Source organism: Sphingorhabdus lacus (assembly GCF_009768975.1).
GTDB classification, from domain to species: Bacteria; Pseudomonadota; Alphaproteobacteria; order Sphingomonadales; family Sphingomonadaceae; genus Sphingorhabdus_B; species Sphingorhabdus_B lacus.
On sequence record NZ_CP035733.1, the window covers coordinates 2,372,988 to 2,397,500 of the forward strand.

15 protein-coding genes, 2 tRNA genes and 2 rRNA genes (1 of these 19 cut by a window edge) are annotated in these 24,513 nt (G+C 57.3%); 5 read left to right on the forward strand and 14 right to left on the reverse strand.

The genetic code is table 11. From position 1 onward, the window contains the following. Positions 1-52: 52 nt before the first annotated feature. Positions 53-3,643: an ABC transporter permease/M1 family aminopeptidase gene (locus EUU25_RS11110; RefSeq protein ID WP_158900989.1), complete on the reverse strand. Its 3,591-nt coding sequence runs from the start codon at positions 3,641-3,643 to the stop codon at positions 53-55. Positions 3,644-3,655: 12 nt separating this feature from the next. Beyond that, the gene (locus tag EUU25_RS11115) at positions 3,656-4,531 is read right to left on the reverse strand and encodes an ABC transporter ATP-binding protein (RefSeq protein WP_158900991.1); all 876 of its coding nucleotides are present in this window, start codon (positions 4,529-4,531) and stop codon (positions 3,656-3,658) included. Positions 4,532-4,797: 266 nt separating this feature from the next. Between EUU25_RS11115 and EUU25_RS11120 the strand changes: the two genes are divergently transcribed. Next, on the forward strand, positions 4,798-5,460 hold the full coding sequence (locus EUU25_RS11120) for a DUF937 domain-containing protein (RefSeq protein WP_158900993.1): 663 nt from the start codon (positions 4,798-4,800) through the stop codon (positions 5,458-5,460). Positions 5,461-5,724: 264 nt separating this feature from the next. Here the strand turns inward: EUU25_RS11120 and EUU25_RS11125 are convergent, their stop codons facing one another. After that, positions 5,725-7,212, reverse strand: coding sequence for a S8 family serine peptidase (locus EUU25_RS11125; protein ID WP_246162690.1), 1,488 nt, complete (start codon positions 7,210-7,212; stop codon positions 5,725-5,727). Between the two features lie 158 nt (positions 7,213-7,370). On the opposite strand from EUU25_RS11125, the gene EUU25_RS11130 reads away from it, so the two are divergent. The 4 genes from EUU25_RS11130 to EUU25_RS11145 all read left to right on the forward strand — a co-directional run bounded on the left by EUU25_RS11130 (position 7,371) and on the right by EUU25_RS11145 (position 10,214). Then, complete coding sequence (locus tag EUU25_RS11130; protein ID WP_246162691.1) at positions 7,371-7,898, forward strand: RNA polymerase sigma factor; 528 nt, start codon at positions 7,371-7,373, stop codon at positions 7,896-7,898. Next, positions 7,895-8,683: an anti-sigma factor family protein gene (locus EUU25_RS11135; RefSeq protein WP_158900995.1), complete on the forward strand. Its 789-nt coding sequence runs from the start codon at positions 7,895-7,897 to the stop codon at positions 8,681-8,683. The genes EUU25_RS11130 and EUU25_RS11135 overlap by 4 nt, the downstream gene beginning before the upstream one ends. 113 nt (positions 8,684-8,796) lie before the next feature. Next, the gene (locus EUU25_RS11140; RefSeq protein WP_222848786.1) at positions 8,797-9,300 is read left to right on the forward strand and encodes a hypothetical protein; all 504 of its coding nucleotides are present in this window, start codon (positions 8,797-8,799) and stop codon (positions 9,298-9,300) included. Further along, positions 9,297-10,214: a hypothetical protein gene (locus EUU25_RS11145; protein ID WP_158900999.1), complete on the forward strand. Its 918-nt coding sequence runs from the start codon at positions 9,297-9,299 to the stop codon at positions 10,212-10,214. Before EUU25_RS11140 ends, EUU25_RS11145 begins: the two co-directional genes overlap by 4 nt. An 82-nt stretch (positions 10,215-10,296) precedes the next feature. Here the strand turns inward: EUU25_RS11145 and EUU25_RS11150 are convergent, their stop codons facing one another. The 11 genes from EUU25_RS11150 to EUU25_RS11200 all read right to left on the reverse strand — a co-directional run. Next, complete coding sequence (locus EUU25_RS11150) at positions 10,297-11,604, reverse strand: alginate export family protein (protein WP_158901001.1); 1,308 nt, start codon at positions 11,602-11,604, stop codon at positions 10,297-10,299. Beyond that, entirely contained in the window at positions 11,601-13,835 is a 2,235-nt protein-coding gene (locus EUU25_RS11155; protein ID WP_158901003.1) for an aminoglycoside phosphotransferase family protein, read from the reverse strand. Before EUU25_RS11155 ends, EUU25_RS11150 begins: the two co-directional genes overlap by 4 nt. Beyond that, positions 13,819-15,666, reverse strand: coding sequence for an ABC transporter ATP-binding protein (locus EUU25_RS11160; protein ID WP_222848787.1), 1,848 nt, complete (start codon positions 15,664-15,666; stop codon positions 13,819-13,821). The genes EUU25_RS11155 and EUU25_RS11160 overlap by 17 nt, the downstream gene beginning before the upstream one ends. Then, positions 15,660-16,811, reverse strand: coding sequence for a glycosyltransferase family 4 protein (locus EUU25_RS11165; protein WP_158901005.1), 1,152 nt, complete (start codon positions 16,809-16,811; stop codon positions 15,660-15,662). The genes EUU25_RS11160 and EUU25_RS11165 overlap by 7 nt, the downstream gene beginning before the upstream one ends. 5 nt (positions 16,812-16,816) lie before the next feature. Then, entirely contained in the window at positions 16,817-18,034 is a 1,218-nt protein-coding gene (locus EUU25_RS11170; RefSeq protein WP_158901007.1) for a glycosyltransferase family 4 protein, read from the reverse strand. Positions 18,035-18,054: 20 nt separating this feature from the next. Further along, positions 18,055-19,290 (reverse strand): glycosyltransferase family protein, encoded by a 1,236-nt coding sequence (locus EUU25_RS11175; protein WP_158901009.1) that lies wholly within the window; start codon positions 19,288-19,290, stop codon positions 18,055-18,057. 471 nt (positions 19,291-19,761) lie between these two features. Beyond that, positions 19,762-19,848, reverse strand: a tRNA-Leu gene (locus tag EUU25_RS11180). A gap of 67 nt (positions 19,849-19,915) precedes the next feature. Further along, positions 19,916-21,088: a dipeptidase gene (locus tag EUU25_RS11185; protein WP_158901011.1), complete on the reverse strand. Its 1,173-nt coding sequence runs from the start codon at positions 21,086-21,088 to the stop codon at positions 19,916-19,918. 212 nt (positions 21,089-21,300) lie between these two features. Next, positions 21,301-21,377: transfer RNA gene (locus EUU25_RS11190), tRNA-Met, on the reverse strand. Positions 21,378-21,512: 135 nt separating this feature from the next. Further along, positions 21,513-21,627 (reverse strand): 5S ribosomal RNA (rrf, locus tag EUU25_RS11195). A 135-nt stretch (positions 21,628-21,762) separates the two neighbouring features. Further along, positions 21,763-24,513, reverse strand: a 23S ribosomal RNA gene (locus tag EUU25_RS11200) (it continues 41 nt past the right edge of the window).

Genomic DNA, 24,513 nt, shown 5'->3' on the forward strand with positions numbered 1-24,513 from the left:
CCTGCCGTCTGTATGGCGTGCTTTGCAGCATGCGCAAACAGCAAAAGGAACGTTATCCGGTCACTCCCACCACATTATCGTCCGAATTTTTGTCGATGTAGAAGTTGTAAGGATCGACACCGGCAAATTTAGGTTTGGTTTTCGACGTGACGATAATTGTCTGCACGCCATTTTTGACCGGCTTGCGCTCAATCATCACCACGTCCTTTTTACCGAACGCACCTATGCCCGGGCGGCCCCCGAACAGACCGACTTCGATGGATTCCCCCAGCGGCGCGGCCTTTTCGTTCCCCTTGGCATCGGCATAATATTTGGCTGCTTCGACGCGGATCGAGGTCTGCCAAAGACCGTTCGCAGCCTTTACCGTCTTGGCCTCTTTCGCTTTTAAATCATAAATTGTGATCTTCTCGAACAGGTCGGTAATAAGCGCCTGTTGTTCGGGCGTGGTCGCTTCCTTGCGCAATTCGGCAATGAGATCGACCGAACGGTGGAATGGCGCACCCTTGAATTTCCAGGTCTGGATGAAACGTGCCAACGCGCGATTCACCGCCGCCTCGCCCAGCCGCTCTTGCAGCAAGTACATTACCAGCGACCCTTTGCGATAATGGACATAGCCCTGATTTTCGACACGATAGAGCGGTTGTTCGCCAACCGCGTCGCCCTTTCGTCCGCCCAGATAATTGTCGAGCTCATATTTCAGGAAACGGCGAATCTTGTCCTCGCCATATAGTTTTTTCATCACCATCAGCGCCGAATATTGCGCCAATGTTTCTGACGTGACCGTCTGCCCCTGCATGTCTGCGCCGACCACCTGATGCGCCCAATATTGGTGCGCGAGCTCATGGGCGGTGATATAAGTGACGTAGTCGATTGAATCCTTGTCGGTGACATCAGCGGCAAAACCGATACTTTCCGAATAAGGCATGGTCCCTGCGAAGGCTTGCGCAAAGCTTTGGTAACCCGGAAATTCGATGATGCGCGCATGGTCGAATTGATAGGGGCCAAAGTTGCTCTGGAAATAATCGAGGCCAGCCTCCAGCGCATTCAGCATTGCCGGCACATTCCATTCGTGCCGCGGGTCGTGATAGATGGACAGCTTTACGCCGTCATGCGTGCGTTCGGTGAGCTTGTAGCGCGCCGATTGAATCGAGAGAAAATTGTGGATCGGCGCGCTGGTGACGAAGTGCGCAGTGCGCCTTCCGTTTTTCGTCTCGTCGGAAAGCTGGCGGCCGGGCGCAATAGGCGTCTGGTCGGCATCGGTGGTGACAGTGATATCCGACATCACCCAATCGGTACGCACATAATTCTCGCGGGTGGCGCTGAGGTCTTCGAGCTTCGCCGTACGAAGTTCGGCGGGTAACCCCTGACGACGCCGGACTGTCCGGTCCTGCAGCGTGCCGTTGCGGTTCATGCCGATGATGGGCGCGAATTCGAAATTGTTGACGAAGGTTCCATTCAAATTGACCTGCGTTTCAGGCTGGCCGTTGCGGAAGCCCTTGTGGTGGATACGCGAATTGAAATCGAGCTTTGCCTCGCCGCCCGGTTGCAAAGGGGCGTCGAAGCGGAAAATCCGATAGCCAAATTTCTTGTCATCCTTCACCAGCTTCGCGCCCGATAAAGCGAGTTTGCGATATTCGACATCGCGCCCGCCCTGACGGACATGAACTTCGGAAATCGGCGCCGCAGTTTCGTTGCGCAGGACATAATTGCCGGTGACATCCATCCGGCGTTCTTTAGGAAAAATCTGCGCATCGAGCTTGACCGACTTGACGACGGGGCGTGGCAGATTTTCATATTTCAGATAGGTCCGCTCATAATCGGCTTGAAATTTTTCTGCCTCATCGCTGGTTTCATAGCGGTTGAGAATTTTGAAGTTGTAATAGGCATAACCGCCAGTTCCGATCATCGCGACCACCGCTGCCCCGATCAACGCGAGGGGCGCGCCGCGCAACCCCGGGCGAACGCGCTTCAGCCGCGAACGCCACCGTGTATCGGTTCCGCGCGGCCAGACGAGATGGGCAATGACCAACAGGATAACGCCAAAAGCGAGCCAATAGCTGCGTAGCACCCAAGCGCCATAGCTGAAACCGCCCGCGCCATTCATGTCGCTCAGCGGCTCGGCCGGGTTCACACTATAACGGTATAGTGCGTTGGAATAGCCCATATTGTTGAGGAAAATCCCGGCGATGAAATAGGCAAAGAACAAGCCCCATCCGACATATTTATTAGGGCTGAGCGCTTGAAAGAACACGGCGAGGACCGCAATCATGAGCATTTCGACCGTAACAGGCAGGATGAACCAGCCGACATAGCTTGTTATGCCATATTCGGATGCGCCCTTGATCGTTTGGAATATCAGGCCGGTTGCCATCGCGGCCATATTCAGCAGCAGCAATATACAAAAGATCGCAAGCACCTTTGGGATGGTGATTGCCCAATTGGCAGTTGGCGTTGAGTCGATTATTTCACTGATCTTTACGTCACGCTCCCGCCAGACCAGCTCGCCGCCATAGAAGACGGCGATGATCAGCAGGAAAATCGCAAATCCATCAATGATATTACTGATGATCTGGGCGGTCAGCGGATGCGAGGGTGTGCCATAGGTCGTCTGCGTCAGCCAAAGCCCAGCCGCTGTGTTGATGACGGCGAGCAGTAAAAGGACGATCAGGCCGGGGCTACGCAGCACCTGCATGATCTCTGTTTTCAAGCGGACCATAAACTGCGCGCGCGTGGTAGCGCCGTCGAAACGCTGCGTTGCATGCATCCCGGCGAGCTGGCTCGGGGGCGCTTCGGTTTCCGATGCCTGTTGCCGCGCCAACTTCTTCAGCCGTCTTTTGGAAGGCGCGCGTTCCTCCATCGAGAAACGCCAATATGTCAGCGCCAGCAACACAGCGGCAATCGCAATGATCAGCCCGCGATTGAAAAGGACATTATCGTCGAGCGGCAGCAGCCGCGAATTCATATCGGCCGCGGTCCAGTAGCGCGTCGCTTCCGCCAGAGCGCCGAAACCGAGCGGTTCATACTGCGCCATCAACTGCTGATATTCGACCTTCGATCCCAAAATCGTTGTGGCAACCAGATAGCCCATCACGAAAATGACAACGCCGATATAGCTCCACAACATCGAACGGGTTATCGTCGCCATGCCGAACAGCAGACTGCTTGCAAGGATGATATTGGGCACGGCAAGGATGAGATAGGGCCACATGTAGAAGGCTGGATTTTGCGGCCCTACAGTTTCGGGGTCCACCCACGGCATGCTCGATCCTATGAACATTCCAAGCGGAATGGCGAGGTAGCCGAGAATGGCAATGCCCAGGCCGCCTAGAAACCGGCCTATCACATAGTTACGCTTGCCCACCGCAGTCGCCTTGACGATCGGCCCGAAACCACTGCTGTCGTCGCGCACGATTGCATTGGCGACAAAGGAAGTAATGACAAACAGGTAAAATAGCGAGGCAAGCGCTATCATCGAAGCAATGGCAAAAGGCGCATTTTCATGCACTGTGCCTGGCGTACCGATGCTGACATTTTCGCTCGCCGTCACGCCAAAGCCCAGCAGGAAAAACATGATCATCGAAACCCAGAAAACCGGGTTGCGGAGCTGGTAGCGCAGTTCGAAACGCGCGACGCCAAATAGCATGTCTATTCCCCCTTAAGCCGCGCGGCGCAGGTCAGCGAGCGTGGTGAAGTACACATCTTCAAGTCCGGCCTCGACATCGTCGAAACCCGAGGGCTTATTGTCGGCAAGGATGTGGATTATCGTACGTCCGGCGAAGAGCCGGGTCGAAATCACCTGATATTGTTGCTGATGCGCCTCAAGCTCGTCTCGGGCGATCGTCTTTTTCCAGATGCGCCCCTTAGTGTCGGCGATGAGATCGAGCGGCGCGCCTTCAAGTTGCACTTTGCCGCCCGCCAGCACCGCCATGCGCGGGCAAAGGTCGGCGACATCGTCAACGATATGGGTCGACAATATAATCACGACATTGTCGCTAATGCCCGCCAGCAAGTTCAGGAACCGGTTGCGCTCTTCGGGGTCGAGGCCCGCAGTCGGTTCATCGACGATAATCAGTTCCGGGTTACCGATCAGCGCCTGTGCAATGCCGAACCGTTGCCGCATACCGCCCGAAAAACCCGCGATGAAATTGCTACGGTGGTTCCACAAATTGGTCTGGTTCAGCAGCGTTTCAACGACGGCCTTGCGCTCGCCCTTGTTCGCGATGCCCTTGAGCACAGCCATATGATCGAGCATGTCGAACGCACTTACGCGCGGATACACCCCGAAATCCTGCGGCAGGTAACCAAGCTTTTTGCGAAGCTCCTCAGGGGTTGCCAATATATCAAGATCGCCGAACCGGATTGTGCCCTCGGTCGGCGTCTGCAACGTCGCGATTGTTCGCATCAGCGTCGATTTACCCGCACCATTGGGACCGAGCAGGCCATACATGCCACGCGGTATCGACAGGCTTACATTATCGAGCGCCCGTGTTCCGTTCGCATAGACATGGCTTATACCGCTGATTTCGAGCATCAATTCCTCCTGTATTGCGCGACTATGACAGTAGACTCGCCACCCGCAAAATAAATTCGGCTTCGACAAGGGGCAATTGGTGCTCGACGGGCAACATTTTCCGTGTCGAGCGTTGCAGGACCATGTGCCGCTGTTGTGAATTTAAGGAAATGTGATTCCGGCTAGAATGTAAATTCGCTGATTTCCAAGCATTTGCTGGGTTGGGCTGTCTTGCCAATGTCACCAATTAGGCGCACTCTTTTCCAAATCTTGCGGAGGACGTCGACATGGATATTGCCAGCATCTTGAAACAGACCGGTGCTATCGGCCAAGTTGCTCAGCAGCTTGGCGTTAACGAGCAAGTTGCTGAAACGGGTGCGGCAGCATTGCTGCCCGCAATATTGGGTGGCTTCAAGAAAACGACACAGGCACAGCCGGGCGGGCTTGAAGGGTTGGGCGGTTTGCTGGGCCAGTTGGGTGGCGGCGGACTGTTCGACTCGGTCATATCACCAGAGCCGACGCCGGTGGAGAAAGGCAACGACGTGCTCGGCCAGATATTCGGGTCTAAAGATGTCAGCCGCAGCGTCGCCTCCCATGCTTCTGACCAGACCGGCATCGACCCATCGCTTCTGAAAAAGATGTTGCCGATACTTGCGATGCTGGTCGCCGGTTACATGGCCAAGCAAAGCGGTGGCATTGCGGGCGGTGGTCAGGACGCAGGTGGACTTGGCGGTCTCATCGGCGGCATGCTTGGCGGCGGTAGTCAGGCATCTGGCGGCGGCGGTTTGGGCGGCATGCTTGGCGATGTTTTGGGTGGCGCTCTGGGCGGAGGTCAAAAAGCACAACCTGCCACCAGCGGCTTGGGTGGACTGGCGTCGATGCTCGACATAGACGGTGACGGCAATCCGCTCGATGATATCGTCGCTATGGCTGGAAAGTTTGCGAAGTAAACCTTGCCGGGTCGCTTTAAAGATGTGACGCAGTAAACACCTTCGGCACTTTGGTCGACAACAAATCCGCGATCTGCGTCGATCCAGACACCAAAGATGGGCACTCAAATTATTGGGAAATTTTGGTGGCTCTGCCGATCTAGGCTAGCGTCAGCTTCGTTGGACGATGCAGACATTTGTTCAGGATAAATGCTCGCGAAGCAATTCGTCGATTGTCGATAGCTTCAATTATCGTAACATCATTAAGTCTATGATATTCATATGTTACGAAATATACCCCAGGCCATAGATTTCATCCTTACCGGGTGCGCCAAGATCCTTGGCACTTTTGGCAAGGGCGGAAATGCATTTTGCACGGGTCGTGCTGTTGATTGATTTCGCACAGCGCGCAAGCCAGGCCGCGATATGCGGGGTTGCGAAAGAGGTGCCGCTATAGCTTCCGATGCCTCCTCCCGGGGCCGCTGCGGCAACATCCACGCCATATGCGGAAACAGTAATATAACCCCCCTGATTGGCATAGCGGTAGACCTGCAGTTTACGGTCGACCGCCGTGACGGCAACAACATTAGGCAGCGCGGCAGGATAGGCCGGAGGTGCCGTCGGACCGCCATTGCCGGCAGCGGCAACGATCACATGGCCTTTGCTGACGGCGCGTGAGATGAGTTTATCCAAAATCTTATTGCGCGGTCCGGCCAGACTGATGTTGATGACGGGCACATCCTGTCCGACCATCCAGTCAAGCGCACGCACGATGGCGTCGGCGGAGGTAAAGGGCCGGGTCGAACTGCCGCGAAAGATGTTCGCAGCGTAAATCTGGCTTGCCCCATCGCGAGCAAGCAAAGATGCGATCGCCGTGCCATGTTCGGTCGGGCCGGCAGTTTTGCCATCACCAAAATCGCGCTGTTGCAGGCTGGTGTCGCTCAACACCCGATGTGCCGTCACGCCCGTGTCGATCATTCCGATTTTCAAATTGCCCTTGCGGCTGGCAATCTTGCCTGGCTTCGCGCCCGTCCCGACGCCCTGGGTGGCAAATTGCATCGCGTAATAATGGGTAAGGTCAAACGCGCCCTCAGCATCGATTGCCCGCATGGTAGCCAAGGCGGTTTGCGTATCCATATCCTTGGGAATGGATAGCCGTGTGACCGTGCTGTCCAGCGCCGCAAGTGGCGTGCGTTCAATGACGGCAAAACCTTTCGCTTGTGCGCTTGCGAGGGTGGCATCGCGCAAGTCGAGCGCCACAATTTCACCCCGGCGAACAGGAAAACCGTGCTTGTCCTGATCCGGGCTCTCCGAACTTGCAAGATCGCGCATGGATTCGGACGAGCCACGATGTTCTTCGGCCGCTTCCGCCGCCTCTTCAGCCGCTTCAGCCGCCTCTTCCGCAGCTTCCTCGGCGGCCTCAGCTGCTTCTTCAGCAGCCTCTTCAGCTTCCTTTGCGGCTTCCTCCGCTGCGTCTTCTGCATCCTTCGCGGCGTCTTCGGCCTCTTTTGCCGCCCGCTTTTCAGCGTCGGTCACGTCTTTGGTACGATTCTGATCCTCTTTGGTTTCGCGGCTCTGTTTGCCGGAGAATTCTTTCACCTTCTCCTCCGCCGCGCGTTGTTGCGCCCGGTCGAAGTCCCGCTGTTCGTTTGGATCCACACGGTCCATGCGATCTTCCCGCGAACCGCCGCGCGCATATAAAGTCGAGCAGGCCAAAGCACAGAGCAATGTCATGGTGATCAGGCGACGTGGCGCAGCTTTGGGATTTGTCATTTTTGCAGTCCGTAAACGGGTGAATGTCTAGCCCAACAACGCTTTATCATAGCAATTATTCCACTGGCCAATGAATAAATAAAAGTCTTATTATCCATGCGCCTAGTAACATTTAGTGCCTAACAAGGAATAAACTGTGCAAGGCGTCGTTTTGGGGAGTGAACGTTAGAGTGCAAAGCCGCAACGGAATCGATGTGGACGTCAAGCCGCGCATAATAGCGTTCCTGCCGCGCTTGCGCCGTTTTTGCATGGCGCTCACCGGCAGCAATGACAGCTGTGACGATTTGTTGCAGGAAACAGTAGAAAGGGCTTTGACACGGATAGAGCAATGGCAGGAAGGGACCAGTCTCGAAAGCTGGATGTTCCGCATCGCGCAAAATCTCCACATTGATGCCGTCCGAAAAGGAGCACGGAGGGGTCAAAAGGTAGATGTCGACGAATTGGCGGACCTTTCAGGTGAAGACGGGCGGACAGTCGTCGAAACGCGTTCCGAACTTGCACATGCACAAAAAGCGATGGCGGCATTACCCGATGAACAGCGCATTGTGCTGGCTCTCGTGGTGATTGACGGACGATCCTACCGGGAAGTTGCGGATATCCTCGATCTTCCCATGGGGACCGTCATGAGCCGGGTTTCAAGGGCACGCCAGGCAATTGACCTCTATCTGAATGGCAAAGCGGAATGAGCGGGGCAAAAGACATGGACAGCGAACAGGACCGGGTGAGCGCCTATCTGGGTGGAGCTATGACGCCCACCGAGGCAGCGGCGTTTGAACGGGAGATGGAGGGAGACGCACAATTGGCAGCGATCGTCGAAAGATGGCAGCGCAATGACGCACTGCTGAAGCAAGCCTTCACAACGCCCGAAGCGGATCACGTGTCGGGCGCACTGCTGGAACGTCTCGGCCTTGCCGACGTTCCGGCCGATAGTGCCGACAGCAATGTGATCGCGATAGGCGCGGCAAAGCGGTCGCCGGGGACGGCGCAAAACGACAATGTAGCTTCACCGCAAAGGCGCTGGGCCATTGCAGGTTCAATCGCCGCAAGCGTTGCCGTGGCGATTGCGGTCGGCAGTTTCTGGACATCAAAACCGGAAGGCATCGGGAGCGAACCCTTATTCCAATCCGCGCTTGACGGCTCGGCTTCCGGGACATCGGTGGCGCTTAACGATCAACAGAAACTGACCCCTATCCTGTCTTTCAAGGCGGGCGATGGCCGTTTTTGCCGCGAATTCGCGCTGGAAGGCCAAGGGAGCGGCGAGCAGGGCGTGGCGTGCAAGTCCGGCAACATATGGGTGATCGAAGCGCTGGTCAAAGGTGGCGGAGCGCTGCCTTCAAGTAGCGAAATTCGGACAGCCGCTGGTCAGGATGCCGCATCGCTGGATGCGACCTACGGCCGCTTGGGTGCCGGAGATCCGCTGAGCCGCGAAAATGAAATGGATGCAATTTCAGAGGGTTGGGTAAAAAACTGACGTTCCTGCACGGCGCCGGGAATAAAGCCTGATCTCTCCCGTTGTTGATCCGTCGGCACTTTGGTCGACGCTATCAAGCGGGAGACGAAAATTGAAAACACTTTGGAAAATGAGTGTTTGCACGGCGGTCGTTTGCGCCACCGTGTTCACAGCCAGCAGCCTTTCCGCACGCCGGGGCGCTGACGATCCGGCAGGCCATGTGCGGCAATGCCGTGGTTGCGATGATGAACCTGGCGATGATCGTCGCAGTCGCGACGCCGATGACAAATCGGTCAAGGACCGCGGCGACAAGCTGGAGCGGACGCAAGATGACAGCAGTGCGCGTCGGTCGCGTCGCTCGGATGATGCAGCTGCAGATGACAGACAAGGACGAGGTCGAGAACGTGGACGTGGTCGCGGTCGCGGTGGTGATGACGCCCCCGGCGATGACCGTCGCGGACGAGGTCGCGGCAGCGACGATCCGAGCTGAGTTTCGGGTCGCCGGGCGGCCCTGGAAGGATAGCTACTTTCCAGGGCCGTTTGACAAAGGGGATAACCCTTTTTACTTTTTTCTAATTCTTCGACATGACATGAAGCAACAAAATTTCAGGTTATGTCGTCCGGGGGAATTTATATGATTAAGAATCTTTTCAAGCCAGCCATGGTGGCTGCGACAACATTGGCCATGTCCGCTGCCTTTTCAGCGCCAGCCTTTGCCAATGAACAACAAAAGGCAGATGAGGACTCCTCACCTGAAAGCTGGCGGTTATCGACCGGCTTGAACTATTCAACGGGAAGCTATGGCGAGATCGACGACACCAAGGTCGTCTCTGCGCCAATTGGATTGAAATATACCAAGGGAAATTTCAGCATCCGGGTTTCGGTTCCCTATGTCCGCGTAGATGGTCCGGGTTCGCTTATCCAGACACCCGAAGGGTCCGGCAGTGGTTCGAACAGCGGCTCGGGGCGATCCGGTAATAGCGGACATGGAAGCTCCAATTCGGGCTCCGGAAACTCCGGATCTGGCGGTGTGGAAATCGACGATAGCACCGGCGTTCCCGTCAGTTCCAAACGAAGCGGTTTTGGCGACGTTGTTATTTCCGCTACTTATTCTTTCGATCTGGGATCCGACTTTTACATTGATGCAACCGGCAAGGTCAAAGTGCCGACGGCATCCACCGCAAAGCGGTTGGGCACGGGCGAAGTCGACGTCACGACCGGCCTGGATTTTGTAAAGTCGGTCGGTCCGGCAACATTCTACATTCACGGCCGCCGTAAATTTGCAGGCAAACCGACAGGTTCCCTGATCCGCAGCACATGGGGTGCAGGCGGCGGTGCGAGCATCAAAGCCGGAAAAGCCATCACCCTGGGTGCGGACTATGACTGGCAGGAAGCCACTTTTGCAGGCAACCCTGCCAATAGCGACGTGACAGCCTGGGCCAGTGCGCGCCTCAACAGCAAAATGAACCTGTCCATATTCGGCTCCACCGGGCTCAATAGCAACAGCGCGGATTTTGCCGGTGGCATTGGATTGAGCATCAAGCTCAACTGAGCCCCCTATTTAGGGAAAGTATCAGGCAGCTAGCGACCTCAAGTTGCTAGCTGCTTTTTTATGCGCTGCCCAAAAGGCGAAATCAGAACCGGAATACCAGCCGGACCTTGGCGAGGATGGCGTCCTTCCTGAAGGTATCAAATCCCTTACCGGGCATGAACCATCCGACCTTAGCCTCCAGCGCGACGGGTTTTGCAAGGCGGGTCGAAAAGGCGACGTCAATTTCGGTGCCAATGTCGCGGTCGTCGCCGCTGAGTTCGGCCGAGATTGGGGAGCCGCGGACATCGTCATCGTCCCGCACTGCCTGCCGGTAGCGGTGGGCGATCAGTTCCAGCGAGCTGGACGCGGTGGGACGGATGCCCATTCCGAGCGTGAATATTTCGATATTGGACAAGTCGGGATCAAGCGCTTCGCCATAATAGCGCACATTGCCGAGGCCGGTGATGCGGTCTTCGTTATCCTGCAGCCCCGTTTGCCGGAAGCCCTTGTCCTTGGTGGCATCTCCGCCGCCGGTGGCATGGGCATAGCCTGCGAACAATGCCGGCTTTGCAGGTAGGGGAAGATGCCAGATGACGCCCGCGTCCACTGCCCTTGCACGCAGCTTGCGTGTGCCCGACGTGCCGCTTTGCTGGGCGAGTTCAAGCCAGTGTCCGATCTGCCCCATCCGGCCTTCGGACTGGATGCCGATGGTCAGGGGGCTGATGTTGCTGGCGCGCAGATCCTTCTGCTTGATGGCATAGGCCGAGATATCCCAGTCGGGGGTGGCTTCATATTCCGCGTGGAACAACCAGTTATCGACCTTGCGGCGCACCGGCTGGTTCTTCAGGAGATTGGCACGCACCAACTCCTCGCGGCCCCACATGGCTTCGATACGCCATTGGCGGTGGTCATAGGCGACGCGGATTCCGTCGAGGCGGCTGTCGTAAAGCCATTCGCGGCCATCCTCCACATCCTGACGCCCGACCTGAAGCTGGAAGTCCTTGGCAAGAAAATCGTCGAACAAAATGTTCAGCTCGCGGATTTCCAACCGCTCGATCGAATCCCACTGACCGGTACGCCGATCAAGGTCAAAGCCTGCCTCGACCGAAGCGAGTATCTCGATATCATCATCGGGGGTGTACAGCACATCGACCCGCGCCTCGGGCTGGATGCGGGCCTGGGAATCGTCGGTCAGACTGTCGAGATCGATGTCATCCAACAGGCTGCCTTCTATCGTCAGGCGGGCGCTGATCTGCAGATCATCCTCTTCGTCCAGTCTGACGGTATTATCGCCGAACAGACTTTCGTCAGGCACAGACGCCTTCGTCTGGGCCTGCGCCTGGGAAACGGGCAGTAAGGCAGTGTTGGCAATGCAAAAGGCAAAGCCCATGCCAAAGCTTTTGCGGATCATTTGGGACTCCTGCGGTATAGGGGTAGTGTCTGGACATGCGCAAGGCACAGCTCCAGCAAGGCGGGGGCACTCGCGCGGCGTTCGGGCATGCGATCGCTGATTTCGAGCAAGCGGACGAGCGAGAGAAATTCGTAGACGGCGATGTTTTCGGGTCGGGTCACCGGATTTTCCCGGCACGCATTGCGGGTAAACTGCCGTTGCCAGTCCGCGAATTTTTCGGGATCATTCCACTCGCGCAACGCCCATTCTGTGAGATGTGCATTGAAATTCCCGATATCGAGCGCAGGGTCGCCAAGGCAGAGCAAGTCCAGATCAATGAGATAGTGGTCCGTCCCATTGCTGAGCAAATGGTCGTGGTAGAAGTCACGATGGATGGGACCCGGTGCGATCGGCAAAAGGTGCGCAGCCCGCTCGTTCGCGGCGTGACGGATGTCGGCAATCTGCGACGCCCATTCGGGACGCCGGTCGACAAGCATGGTCAAGCGTTCGTCCAATATGGCCAGTTCATCGGCGACCAGATGACGCCGCAACGGTCGCACCCCGGACTTGTGCAGCGCCGAGATAGCGCGCGCTGCCTGGCCCGCATCGCATGTCAGGGTCGAGAAAGCCTTGCCGGGCACTTTCGCCTGAACCCACATGCCCAGATGTGGAAGCAGGGCGAGTGGCTCGGCAACATATGCGCCCGACTGCCCATCGGGTCCGAAGCCGCTGTTCCAAAGCTCCTGCTGCACGGCAAAGCTGCGGCTATCGGCACCCTTCGCGCGGATTTTTCCATAAGCTGCAAACGACCTGCCGTCTTGGTCACGCAATACATAGGAGATCAGGCAGCGGCGGCCGGGCTTGTGCCGGACAAGCTGCGCCGCTTCGACGCGGGCGCTACATCCCGCCTCGACAAGCGCCCGGTTCACCTCGTCCGGTTCCAGGGCTGCGGCAATATGCGGGATAGCGGGGTCTTCGGGGCAACCTTGAAGAATAGCTGCGCCCGTCAAATTGTTTGAAGGTACGGGGCACAGATTTTCCGCCAAGGTCAGGATCGAAGCGATTGCAGCGGGCCAATCTGCACATCGTTCCCGAAAGGGACGGGTTGCAAGGCGAAGGAGACCCAACGCCATCTGGGCATCCAGATCATGGGGAGTGATTGAGCCACCCTGCGCGCGATAGCCATCGACCAACGCATCGCGAAAGGCGATGGACTCAACCTGCGGCAGGCCATCCGCCACAAGATGCGCAAGCAAGTTGCCAAGATCCCAGGCGGCGGGACCGCTCGCGGCTTCGTCAAAGTCGACACAGATCGTGTCGGTCCCGCGCAGCAGAAATTGTTCCAGATGGCAGTCCCCATGCAACGCCACCGGAGCAGCGTCGCTGTCCAATGCTGTGGCGATGGCCTCGGCCAGCAGGACAGCCCGTTTTCCCAAGCAAGGACGAAGCGCGGCGATATCTGCGGCGAGAAAGCGCGCACTGGCCTGTTGCTCTGCAAGGCTGAGACGGCGCAAGCCTGTTGCCGGCTGGCGGTGCAACGACGCCAACGCCCAGCCTATCTGATGCGCGGTTTCCGGTGTTGCGCGCGCAGCAACGCCGGACACCCAGCTGCTGACAACGGCACCATAGCGATCCGAGCAGGACAGAAAGTCGGGAACCTTGAGCGCACCGGACGAGGCAAAAATCTGGGCTGCACCCAGCGCGCGGGTATAGCTTTCGGCGCTATGCAGTTTCAGAACTGCAATGGGCCGGTCCTGTTGCCGGACTTGCGCCACAAACCGGCGTCCTGGCCGATAACGCAGCGGAATGATCGTGGCATCGCGCGGCAACCCCAGCCTTGCCAATAGTGGAGCTTGCGCCTCTGCACTGGTGATGCGCCACAGACGTTTCAACTGCGGGTCGTTGGGGAAGCACGCCATGCTGATCGCGATTTCGGGGAAAACAACGCGCCCCGGACCAAAGGGCCCGTCTATGCCCTGCTTATTCGTCACCTTCGCCAGCTTGTCGGCGGCATCCTTGGGCCGCGCGGTGAAGGTCAGCCATGTCGGCACGCCATTTACCGACAGGCTGAAACCTGCAACACAACTGGTTCCGGGCTTGTAACGCAAATAGGTGGACGACAAAGTGTCGAGGACCAGATGCGGGTAGCGATGGCGCAGGAAGTCGAGCAGCGCGGAACTGTCCAGCAGCAAAGCCAGACCCGGCAACGCGGGGTCGCGGGCCACCAGTTCGCGATCAGCCGAAGTGAGCATGGACGCCTCCCCTCTGGGAAGGGCTACGCTCGGCCTGCATGGCGGAAAACACGCCGCCTTTCGCCAGCAACTCCTGCGGCGTGCCATGCTCGGCAATGCGCCCGTCGCTGAGAACCAGGATACGGTCGGCACTTGCCGCAACGGCCATGTCATGGGTGATCAGGATAACCGTTGCCCGCTTGGAAAGCCGGTGAATTGCTTCGTTGATCAGCGCTTCATTGTCCGGATCAAGGCCATTGGTCGGTTCGTCAAAGACGAGGATCGGGCACCCGCGCAAGGCGGCGCGGGCAATGGCAATCCGTTGCCGCTGCCCCATCGACAAAGATGCGCCGCGCTCGGCCAGCACCGTGTCATAGCCGTCGGGCATCATGGAAATAAAGTCATGGGCGCCCGCCAATATCGCCGCCGCCGTGATATCCGCGCTGCTCGCGTTCGGCCGGGCCAGCGCGATATTCTCGCGCACGGTATCGGCCAGAAAGAAATTGTCCTGCTGGACCACCGCAATCTGTCCCCGCAGCGAGGCAAGTGTCAGGTCGGAGACATCATGCCCGTCAATCTGGATGGTGCCACCCGACGGCTGATACAGGCGCAGCAACAGGCTTGCGATGGTGCTCTTGCCCGTCCCCGAAGGCCCAACCAGCGCAACCAGTTCGCGCGGCGCAATATCGCAGGTAAAGCCATTGAGCACCTTGCGCCCATTGGGGTAGGCGAAGGAGATCTGGTTGAAGCTTATCTGACCTGAAAAGTGCGGAGCCTTATAGGCGTGCGCGGCTTCACGAATCTGGGGTTCTTCTTCGAGCAGGTCGGCAATGCGTTCACCGGCAGCCGTCGCCTTGGCTATGCGGCTGGAATTTTTGGCGAAGTCCCGGACGGGACGGAAGGTGTTTTTCAAATAGGTCAGGAAAACGACCAGATCGCCGGCGGTCAATTCCCCGCGCAGCACGAGCACAGCGCCATACCAGAGCGTCAACGCCGTCGAGAGCCCGGCGATCAAATCGGTTGCACGTTCCAGACTGGCCGACAGCCGCTTGGCCTTGACGCCATCGGTAAGGGCGCCATCATTCTTCGCGGCAAAGGCACCGGCCATGCGGCTTTCGAGCGATAGGGCCTGCACGACGCGAATACCGCCCAGCGCCTCGGCAGTCGTTGCCGCGATGCTGCCTTCGCGCTTGCGCTGGTCGCGGCTGACCTGCTGGATCCGCCCGCCCAGCCGGACGGTCGCTAATGCAAGCAGCGGCAGCGGGGCCAGCGCCACCAACGCCAGCCGCCAGTCCAGGACCAGCATGACCGCGGCCATGCTGACAAGGATCAGCACATTGGTTGCAAAGGGCAACATGGCCGTCACCATCGCCTCACGCATGGAGGACACATCGTTCACCACACGCATTGTCAGATCGCCAGTCCGTGTGGTCTCGTGAAAAGCAAGCGATAGACGCTGCAAATGGCAGTAAAGATCATGGCGCAACTGGCCAAGAACGCGCGACCCGGTCAGCGCAAAGCCGACCGTCGCCAGATATTCGCACAACGCGCGAAGGCCGACGCTGAGCAGAACAAGTCCGGCGCACAGAAACAAGAGGGTCATGGACGGCAGTGCATCCAGCGCGGCAATACCGCTGCTGGCCGCAGGGGTGCTGGCGACCACGCGGTCGATGACGAGCTTCAGAGGCCAAGGCTCAATGAGGCGCAGAGCCGTTGCGCCGATCAGCGCCATTCCTGCACCAAAAGCGAGCCGACGTTGGGCGCGCAGATAGGGCGCGACATGGCGGTACACGCGCGACAGTCCGGTGCGCAGCTCGCCGAAGCGTGCCGGGGGGTGCCTTCGTTTCAGCACGCTACCGATTCCCCGGATCGTTCCAATATCCGCCGCGCAACACTGTCCCAGCCGAGTTCGTTCAGGGCATGGTGCCGCGCCGCCGACCCCAGCCGCGACCGGCTGTGGGAGGAACGGATGAGTTCGCCCAAGGCCTGGGCCAGTGCGTCCCGGTCACCTGCCGCGCACAGCAGACCTGTTTCGCCGTGCCGTATCAGCCCGTCTATATCGCCAATCCGGCTGGCAACGACTGCCCGGCCAGCCGCCATATATTCCATGACCTTGAGCGGGGAGAAATAGAAGTCGGCCAGATCGGGATAAGGGGCAACTGCAACATCCATCCGGGCAATCAATGCGGGTATCTCCGCAGGAGCTACCGCCCCCGTCAATTCGGTGCGGTCCGTCAATCCGCGGTCGGCCAAAGCGTGTTCGACTGCGGCACCTTCGGGGCCGTCACCGACCAGCAACAGCCGGAATGGCAAGTCTTGCGCTTTCAACTGTGCGGCGGCGTCGACGAGGATGTCCAGCCCGTGCCAAGGCTTGAGGGTACCGACAAAGCCGATGACCGGCGCACCATTTTGGGGATGATATTCCGGTGCAAAGCGCGCGGCATCCACACCGTTGGCGAGGACGTCGATCTTTGCGCTCTCCACAGCTTCGCGGATGAGCCATCGGGCAACGCCCGTCGACACGGCGACAATCCGGTTTGCAGCATGAAAGGTTTCGCTTGAAAGCATATCGGCAAGTTCACGGTGGACCAGTTCCCGATGCGTCGCCTGCTCCTCCACCAAGGGAGCGTTGACCTCCAGAACCGAAGGCACGACGTTGCGCTGCGCCCATTTTACCGCCGCGCTGCTCCACAGGGCATAGCGTTCATACAGCATGTCGAAGGGGCCATGGGTTTCCAGAAGCGGCACGATATCGGCGTCCAATTGGACCAATTGCAGCTCACGCGCGGAACCGGCGGCCGCATCCGGCTTGGCCAGATCGACGCAATGGATATCCGCAAGATCAGCGGGCGCTTCCCCACCCCGCCGGCGGGCAAACAGCGTTACCTCATGACCAAGACGGCTCAAGGCCCGGACGATTTCCTGAACGTGGATCGAACATCCTTTCGTCCCGAAAACCGGCACACCGGGGTCGGCGCAGATATAGGCAATCCGCATCGCCGTCATCCCGCCGCGCGCCGCAATGCGACCGTTGCGGCGCGGGCGGAAAAGAAAGTACGCAGATAGGCGGCATTTTGATCAACGTCGAAATCACGTTCGATCATCGCCCGCGCTTCCGACGCCAGCCGCTCGCGCATTGCCGGATTTTCGAGGATAGCCCCAAGCGCTTCGGCCAGCGCCTTCGGGTTGCGCTGTTCTATACAAAGGCCCGTCGTACCATGTTTCACAACTTCGGGAACGCCAGTGACATCGGTCGAGACGCAGGGTGTGCCGAGAGCCATTGCTTCCACAAGAACGGTCGGCAGACCATCGCGGTCACCATCATCGGCAACGATGCAGGGTAGCGCGCTGACCGCTGCGGACTGCAGCGCGGTTATGACGTTCGGGCGGGGTAGCGCGCCTGCGAGACGGACTTTGTCCGACAGGCCGCTTTCTTCGATGCGTTGTGCCAGGTCAGCGCGTTGTGGGCCGTCGCCGATAATCTCGCAGGTGAATTCCTGGCCGGCAGCATCAAGGAGGGCACAGGCCTCGACCAGAGTCGAAAAGCCCTTCTTTTCGACAAGACGTCCGACCGCGACAATATGCTTGGGCCGGATTGCCGGTGATGAATAGGGAAATTCGTCCAGCCACAATCCGTTGTAGATGCGCTGCACATGCGGGGGACGAAAGCCGTGTGTGGTCGCCAGATAATCGACATTGAAATCCGAAACCGTAACCACCGCCTTCGCATCCGCCAGCTTGGGTCGCAATTTGAGAGGGTCGATATCGGCATGGAAAATATCCTTTGCGTGTGCCGTGACACTATAGCCAATGCCGGCAAAGCATGCGGCGATGCGGGCGACCGTGGTTGCGACCGTAGCGAAATGGGCATGCAAATGGGTGACGCCTGCCTTGCGTGCGGCAATTGCCAGGTGAATCCCCTGAAGCACGTCGGGCAATTCCTCGTTGCGAAACCGTTCCAGATTGTCCCAGAAGCCGGGCAGCGACTTCGCGCCATCCTTCAGGGCGGTCCACAGACCTTCCGCCTTGGGCGTGCTGTCCGAAATATAGTGCACGGGCGAGCGCACCTGACCAAGGATCGATTGGAAATAAGGCTCATTAACCCGGCGCACGGCAAAGATCTCGACCGGAACCCCTGCCCGTTCATGGGCGAGTATCTCGTTGACGATGAATGTTTCCGAAAAGCGGGGATAGCGCTTGACGACATAGCCGATATGCATCGGGGGAATTCCTTTCCGGTTTAGGCAAGCCCGACTGACGCGAGCTGAAGGGGTGGCAGCGCGGTATGTTCGCACGCATGGCTGCTGGTGATTTCGCCCGCCCATGTGACAATGGCGTCCAGCCCGCCAAAATCGATGCTGGCGCGCGCGTTCGGCTGACCGGTGGGCAAAGCGAGCCACCGGCCGATGGCATCGGACGAAGCCTGCGCATCGGGCAGGCAGGAGGCAAGCGCCAATTCTTCCAGACGGCGCGCGCGGATCAGTTGTTCGGTGCGGGGCGTCGACCGGGGGACGAACAGGGCGGGTCGGCCCGACGCGAGAATTTCATTGGCGGTATTATAGCCCGCCATAGCCACGACCCGATCGGCACGCACAAGAAGCGGCACAAGATCGCACACCCCTTCGACAAGCTCCATATCCTCGCGGTGCGCAATCATGCGGAGCAATGCTTCGCGCTTCTCGTTCGGCATCAGAGGGCCTGTCACGATCAGGCCACGCATGTGCGCGGGCATAGGAGCGGCGGCGAAATGGCAGGCGAGCGCAAAGCCGTCCTGTCCGCCACCCACCGAACACAGGACAGTCTTGCGCACATCCGCATCGACACCCTGTGCCGACATGCGGCTGGCCGACGAGCGAAAGGGATCAAGATAGCCGGTGTAGCTGGTGATGGCTTTCAACTCGGCGGGGAAATCATAGATGTCCGCCGTGGGGTATACGGCCGGATCGCCATAGACCCAGATCGCATCATAAAGCCGGGCGATCGTGCTGAAGTTCCGGCGGCGCTCCCATTCGCGGCGGATCGTTTCGGGATCGTCCAATATGTCGCGCAAACCGAGCACACAATGCGTGTTCCCATCGCGCCGCATCCGTTCAAGCGCTGGCAATAACTCATCGAGAGCGCCGCCCGGGACATTATCGGCGATGAACAGATCAGGCTGGAACCGTTTGAGCGCGAGGTCAATGAGGTCCGCCCTAAAGCGCGTCAGTTGATCGATACCGATGTTGAGCGAACGCGATGAATAGCCGCCATCGGCATCCTTGCGATAGGCGGGTAGAACAACCGAATCGATCCCCTGCGGCATAGGAAAGGCACCGCCCTCGCGCACGCCGGTGATCAACAGCACCGTGGCATTCAACGGCGGTGCGGCAAGCGCCATGGCAATCAACTGGTTGCGGCGGATATGGCCCAGTCCCATGGTGTCATGCGAGTAGAGCGCAATGCGGGGACTCGGCAGGCGAATGGGGCTGACGATCATGATCCGCAGCCTGCATCATTCGACTTCCAACGCGCCTGGCAGCGATACGGGTTCGAGCGTGAAATTGGTCCAAACAGCTTGCCAGCCGTGGCGTTCGCTAAGTCCAGAAGCAAAGGTCGCCCTCCCGCGTTGAAGATTGAAATCGTAAGAATTACAATGCGACAACGACAGCTCGGATGGATTATTCCCCTAATATCAAATGGATCGGGAAATAACTGTCATCAATCTGAAATATTTGGATAGTTTTTACGGATTAGGCAGGAATGTCGATCGGCAGTCCGCACGGAAATGCCCAGAAAAGAGCATGCGAATATTCGGCGCGGCTCGAATTTTCTAAGGAACGCAACAGTTGGTAAGTCTAACCAAGGGCGCAAAAGCCCGCATGGTTCGCGGCCGTTGCGAAAAACGCTCAATTTACCAATGCTGGGTAGATGAATGATGCGATTCATAAATATCAAATATTTATGAAAATGGTGCCCAGAAGAGGACTCGAACCTCCACGCCCTTGCGAGCGCCAGCACCTGAAGCTGGTGCGTCTACCAATTCCGCCATCTGGGCACGGGGTAGGCCGCGCGGATGCCGTATTGTTTGGGCGTTGTCAATGCCGCCGCGTTGATTTGGCGAACTATTTACGGCTAATTTTTTCTGCGTCTTCCATCACCCGAAGAAAATTCTCTCCCGCCAGTTTCTGCAGCTCTTCGGCGTTCCATCCCCGGCGTCGCAATTCGGCGAACAGATTGGGGAATTTGGATGTATCCTCGAGTCCCGTGATCTTGTTTGGCATGCCGTCGAAATCGGAGCCGATGCCGACATGGTCGATGCCCGCAATCGTGCGTATATGCTCTATATGATCCGCAACGGCAGAGACGCTGACTTTGGGTTCTGGATTCGCTGCGTGCCATTCGGTCCACAGCCTGTCGCCCTCGGCTTGTGTGATACGTTTTGCTTCAAAGTCCTGGCCAATCTGGTTGGACAGCACCTCTTCCCGCTTCACCCAATCGGCGTGGGCTTGGCTAGTGAAATAGGGGACGAGCGACACCATCACTATGCCGCTATTTTTCGCGACGCGCTTTAGCACATCGTCCGGCACGTTCCGTTCCACATTCACAAGGCTCCGCGCCGATGAATGGCTGAAAATAACCGGCGCTTTGGTCACATCCAGCACATCGTGCATCACTTTGGTCGATACATGCGACAGGTCGACCAATATGCCGCTGTCGTTCATCTCCGCTACGATCGCCCGACCCAAATCAGACAAGCCGTTGTGGCGCGGCGTGGCATTAGCCCCGTCGGCCAGATCATTCGTCTGATAGGCAAGAGTGACGGCACGAAGACCGAGGCGCTGGAGCGTGCGAACCATGAGGGGGTCATTTTCCAATCGTCCTGCCCCTTCCATGGTCGGAATGAGTGCGATCCGGCCAGCGCCATGAATCCTGCGGACGTCGGCCGCGGTCGCTGCGACTTCGAAGTGATCCCTATATTTCAATTCCAGATGTCTGAGGAAATCAAAAGCTCCCAAAGTTCCCTTGGTCGTCTTGTCGCTTGAAAACACGTTGAGTAAAATGGCACCTACGCCACCTTCGCGCAGCCGGGGTATATCGGTATCGCCATCCGTCCTGTTGCGAATATCATAGGCATCCAACCCGCGCGGGCAGGACGGACAATCCATGTAGCGGATGAAAAGATCATTATGTCCATCGACCAGCAAGAGCGCAGGTTCATCCGCCCGTGCCGGAGAAACAAATAAAGAGCCTGCCAGAACGGCGGGAGCGAGCAGGGAAAGCAATGATTTCGTCATAGGCGTCCTCCAGAAAACTCTTGCTAACTGCGTGGTTTGGTAAAGGCCAAATAAAACGGCGGGATGGTAAGGAGCAACCGGTATGGAAGAGGTGCTAGTAAACGATGTCAAATTGGACTTGTTCGCGTGCGCACGAGATGACGCCAGCTAAAACGACAAAAGCCCCGCTGGTAGCAGCGAGGTTTGTAAAGCTCTGTTTTAGGGGGAAAAGTTGGTTGCGGGAGTAGGATTTGAACCTACGACCTTCAGGTTATGAGCCTGACGAGCTACCGGGCTGCTCCATCCCGCGCTACCAACTTGATTGATGCCGAAGCATGCAATCAAAACAAAAAAAGGCGGACACCATCGAATGTCGACAGCGGTCCGCCTTTTGAATTATGAATGGGTTTATCCAATGCACTTGCCTGCGAGCGCCGGCTGCAATGCCTGGCGACGCCCTACTCTTCCAACGCTTAAGCGGTAGTACCATCGGCGCAGTTTGGTTTCACGGCCGAGTTCGGGATGGGATCGGGTGGGTCACAAACGCTATGGCCACCAAGCAATGAAGCAGGCGCTCACAATCAAGTGATATTGGGTTATAATCGATGCCCGTGCAGGGAAAAAAGTATCTGGTGTGACTTAATCATCCGCCATCGACATACTGAACTAGTCAGCACTGTCATTGATGGTGGGACTTCAAGCGCGAAAAGAGTAATTAGGATTGGTTAGCTTCACGCATTACTGCGCTTCCACACCCAACCTATCAACGTAGTGGTCTACTACGACTCGATGAAATCTAATCTCGAGGGAGGCTTCCCGCTTAGATGCTTTCAGCGGTTATCCCGTCCATACATAGCTACCCTGCTGCGCGGCTGGCGCCACGACAGGTACACCAGAGGTATGTTCAACCCGGTCCTCTCGTACTAGGGTCAACTCCTCTCAAATTTCGACGCCCACGGCAGATAGGGACCAAACTGTCTCGCGACGTTCTGAACCCAGCTCACGTACCACTTTAATTGGCGAACAGCCAAACCCTTGGGACCTGCTCCAGCCCCAGGATGTGATGAGCCGACATCGAGGTGCCAAACGATTCCGTCGATATGAGCTCTTGGGAATCATCAGCCTGTTATCCCCGGCGTACCTTTTATCCGTTGAGCGATGGCCCTTCCACGAGGGACCACCGGATCACTATGACCGACTTTCGTCTCTGCTCGACTCGTCAGTCTCGCAGTCAGGCAGGCTTATGCCATTGCACTCTAACAGACGGTTTCCAACCGTCCTGAGCCTACCATCGCGCGCCTCCGTTACTCTTTAGGAGGCGACCGCCCCAGTCAAACTACCCGCCACAGAGGGTCCCCGAACCGGATAACGGTCCTGGGTTAGACATCAGAAAACAACAGGGTGGTATTTCACATTTCGGCTCCACTCGGACTGGCGCCCAAGTTTCAAAGCCTCCCACCTATTCTACACAGTTCTTTCCTAATGCCACTCTGAAGCTGCAGTAAAGGTGCACGGGGTCTTTCCGTCTAACCGCGGGTACTCCGCATCTTCACGGAGAATTCAATTTCGCTGAGCATATCCTGGAGACAGTGGGGAAGTCGTTACGCCATTCGTGCAGGTCGGAACTTACCCGACAAGGAATTTCGCTACCTTAGGACCGTTATAGTTACGGCCGCCGTTTACTGGGGCTTCAATTCGGAGCTTGCACTCCTCCTCTTAACCTTCCAGCACCGGGCAGGCGTCAGACCCTATACGTCGTCTTGAAGCCGACTTAGCAGAGTCCTGTGTTTTTGCTAAACAGTCGCTACCCCCTGGCCTGTGCCCCCTCATACTGCTTGCGCAATGTGAGGGCCTCCTTCTTCCGAAGGTACGGAGGCAATTTGCCGAGTTCCTTCAGGATACTTCTCTCAAACGCCTTGGTATACTCTACCTGACCACCTGTGTCGGTTTCGGGTACGGTCTATACGGTGGGGCTATTTCCTGGAACCTCTTCGAAGCCAGTTCAATCCAATAAGAACTGACAACTCACGAGATCCGTCACACACCACCAGGCCCACGAATATTAACGTGGTTCCCATCGACTACCCCCTTCGGGCTCGTCTTAGGGGCCGGCTTACCCTGCTCAGATTAGCTTTAAGCAGGAACCCTTGGTCTTTCGGCGGGAGGGTGTCTCACCCTCCTATCGCTACTCATGTCTGCATTCGCACTTCCGATACCTCCACGACCCATTACCAGATCGCTTCATCGGCCTACGGAACGCTCCGCTACCGCATGCAATAAATTGCACACCCTAAGCTTCGGTACATATCTTTAGCCCCGTTACATTTTCGCCGCAGGATCTCTTATTTAGACCAGTGAGCTGTTACGCTTTCTTTAAAGGATGGCTGCTTCTAAGCCAACCTCCTGGTTGTTTTGGAAATCCCACATGCTTCACCACTTAGATATGATTTGGGGACCTTAGCTGTAGGTTAGGGCTGTTTCCCTTTTGACGACGGACCTTAGCACCCGCCGTCTGTCTCCCGGACTAACTCGATGGTATTCGGAGTTTGGTTAGAATTGGTAGATCTCGCGACCCCCGCATCCATCCAGTGCTCTACCCCCATCGGAAAACATCCGAGGCACTACCTCAATAGTTTTCGCGGAGAACCAGCTATTTCCCGGCTTGATTGGCCTTTCACCCCTAAGCACAACTCATCCGACAATTTTTCAACATTGAACGGTTCGGTCCTCCAGTGCGTGTTACCGCACCTTCAACCTGGTCATGCATAGATCGCCGGGTTTCGGGTCTAATGCATCATACTCAGTCGCCCTATTCAGACTCGCTTTCGCTACGCCTACACCTAACGGCTTAAGCTTGCATGATACATTAAGTCACAGACCCATTATACAAGAGGTACGCTGTCACCCCATAAAGAGGCTCCAACTGATTGTAAGCATTCGGTTTCAGGTACTGTTTCACTCCCCTCATCGGGGTGCTTTTCACCTTTCCCTCACGGTACTAGTTCGCTATCGGTCATATACGAGTATTTAGGCTTAGAGGGTGGTCCCCCTATATTCAGACAGGATTACACGTGTCCCGCCCTACTCAAGTCCTGATGTTTCATTTTCGCATACGGGGCTGTCACCCACTATGGCGCTACTTTCCAGAAGCTTTTGCTAATTAAACACCAGGCACTGGCCTGGTCCGCGTTCGCTCGCCACTACTAACGGAATCTCGGTTGATGTCTTTTCCTCCGGGTACTGAGATGTTTCAGTTCTCCGGGTTCGCTTCACTAAGCCTATTTTATTCAGCTAAGTGATATCCTTCCTATTTAACTCCAAAACTGATTACTCAGCGTTGAAATTAAATAGTGAGGATGGGTTTCCCCATTCGGAAATCGTGGGATCAAAGCCTGCTCACGGCTCCCCCACGCTTATCGCAGCGTGCCACGTCCTTCATCGCCTGT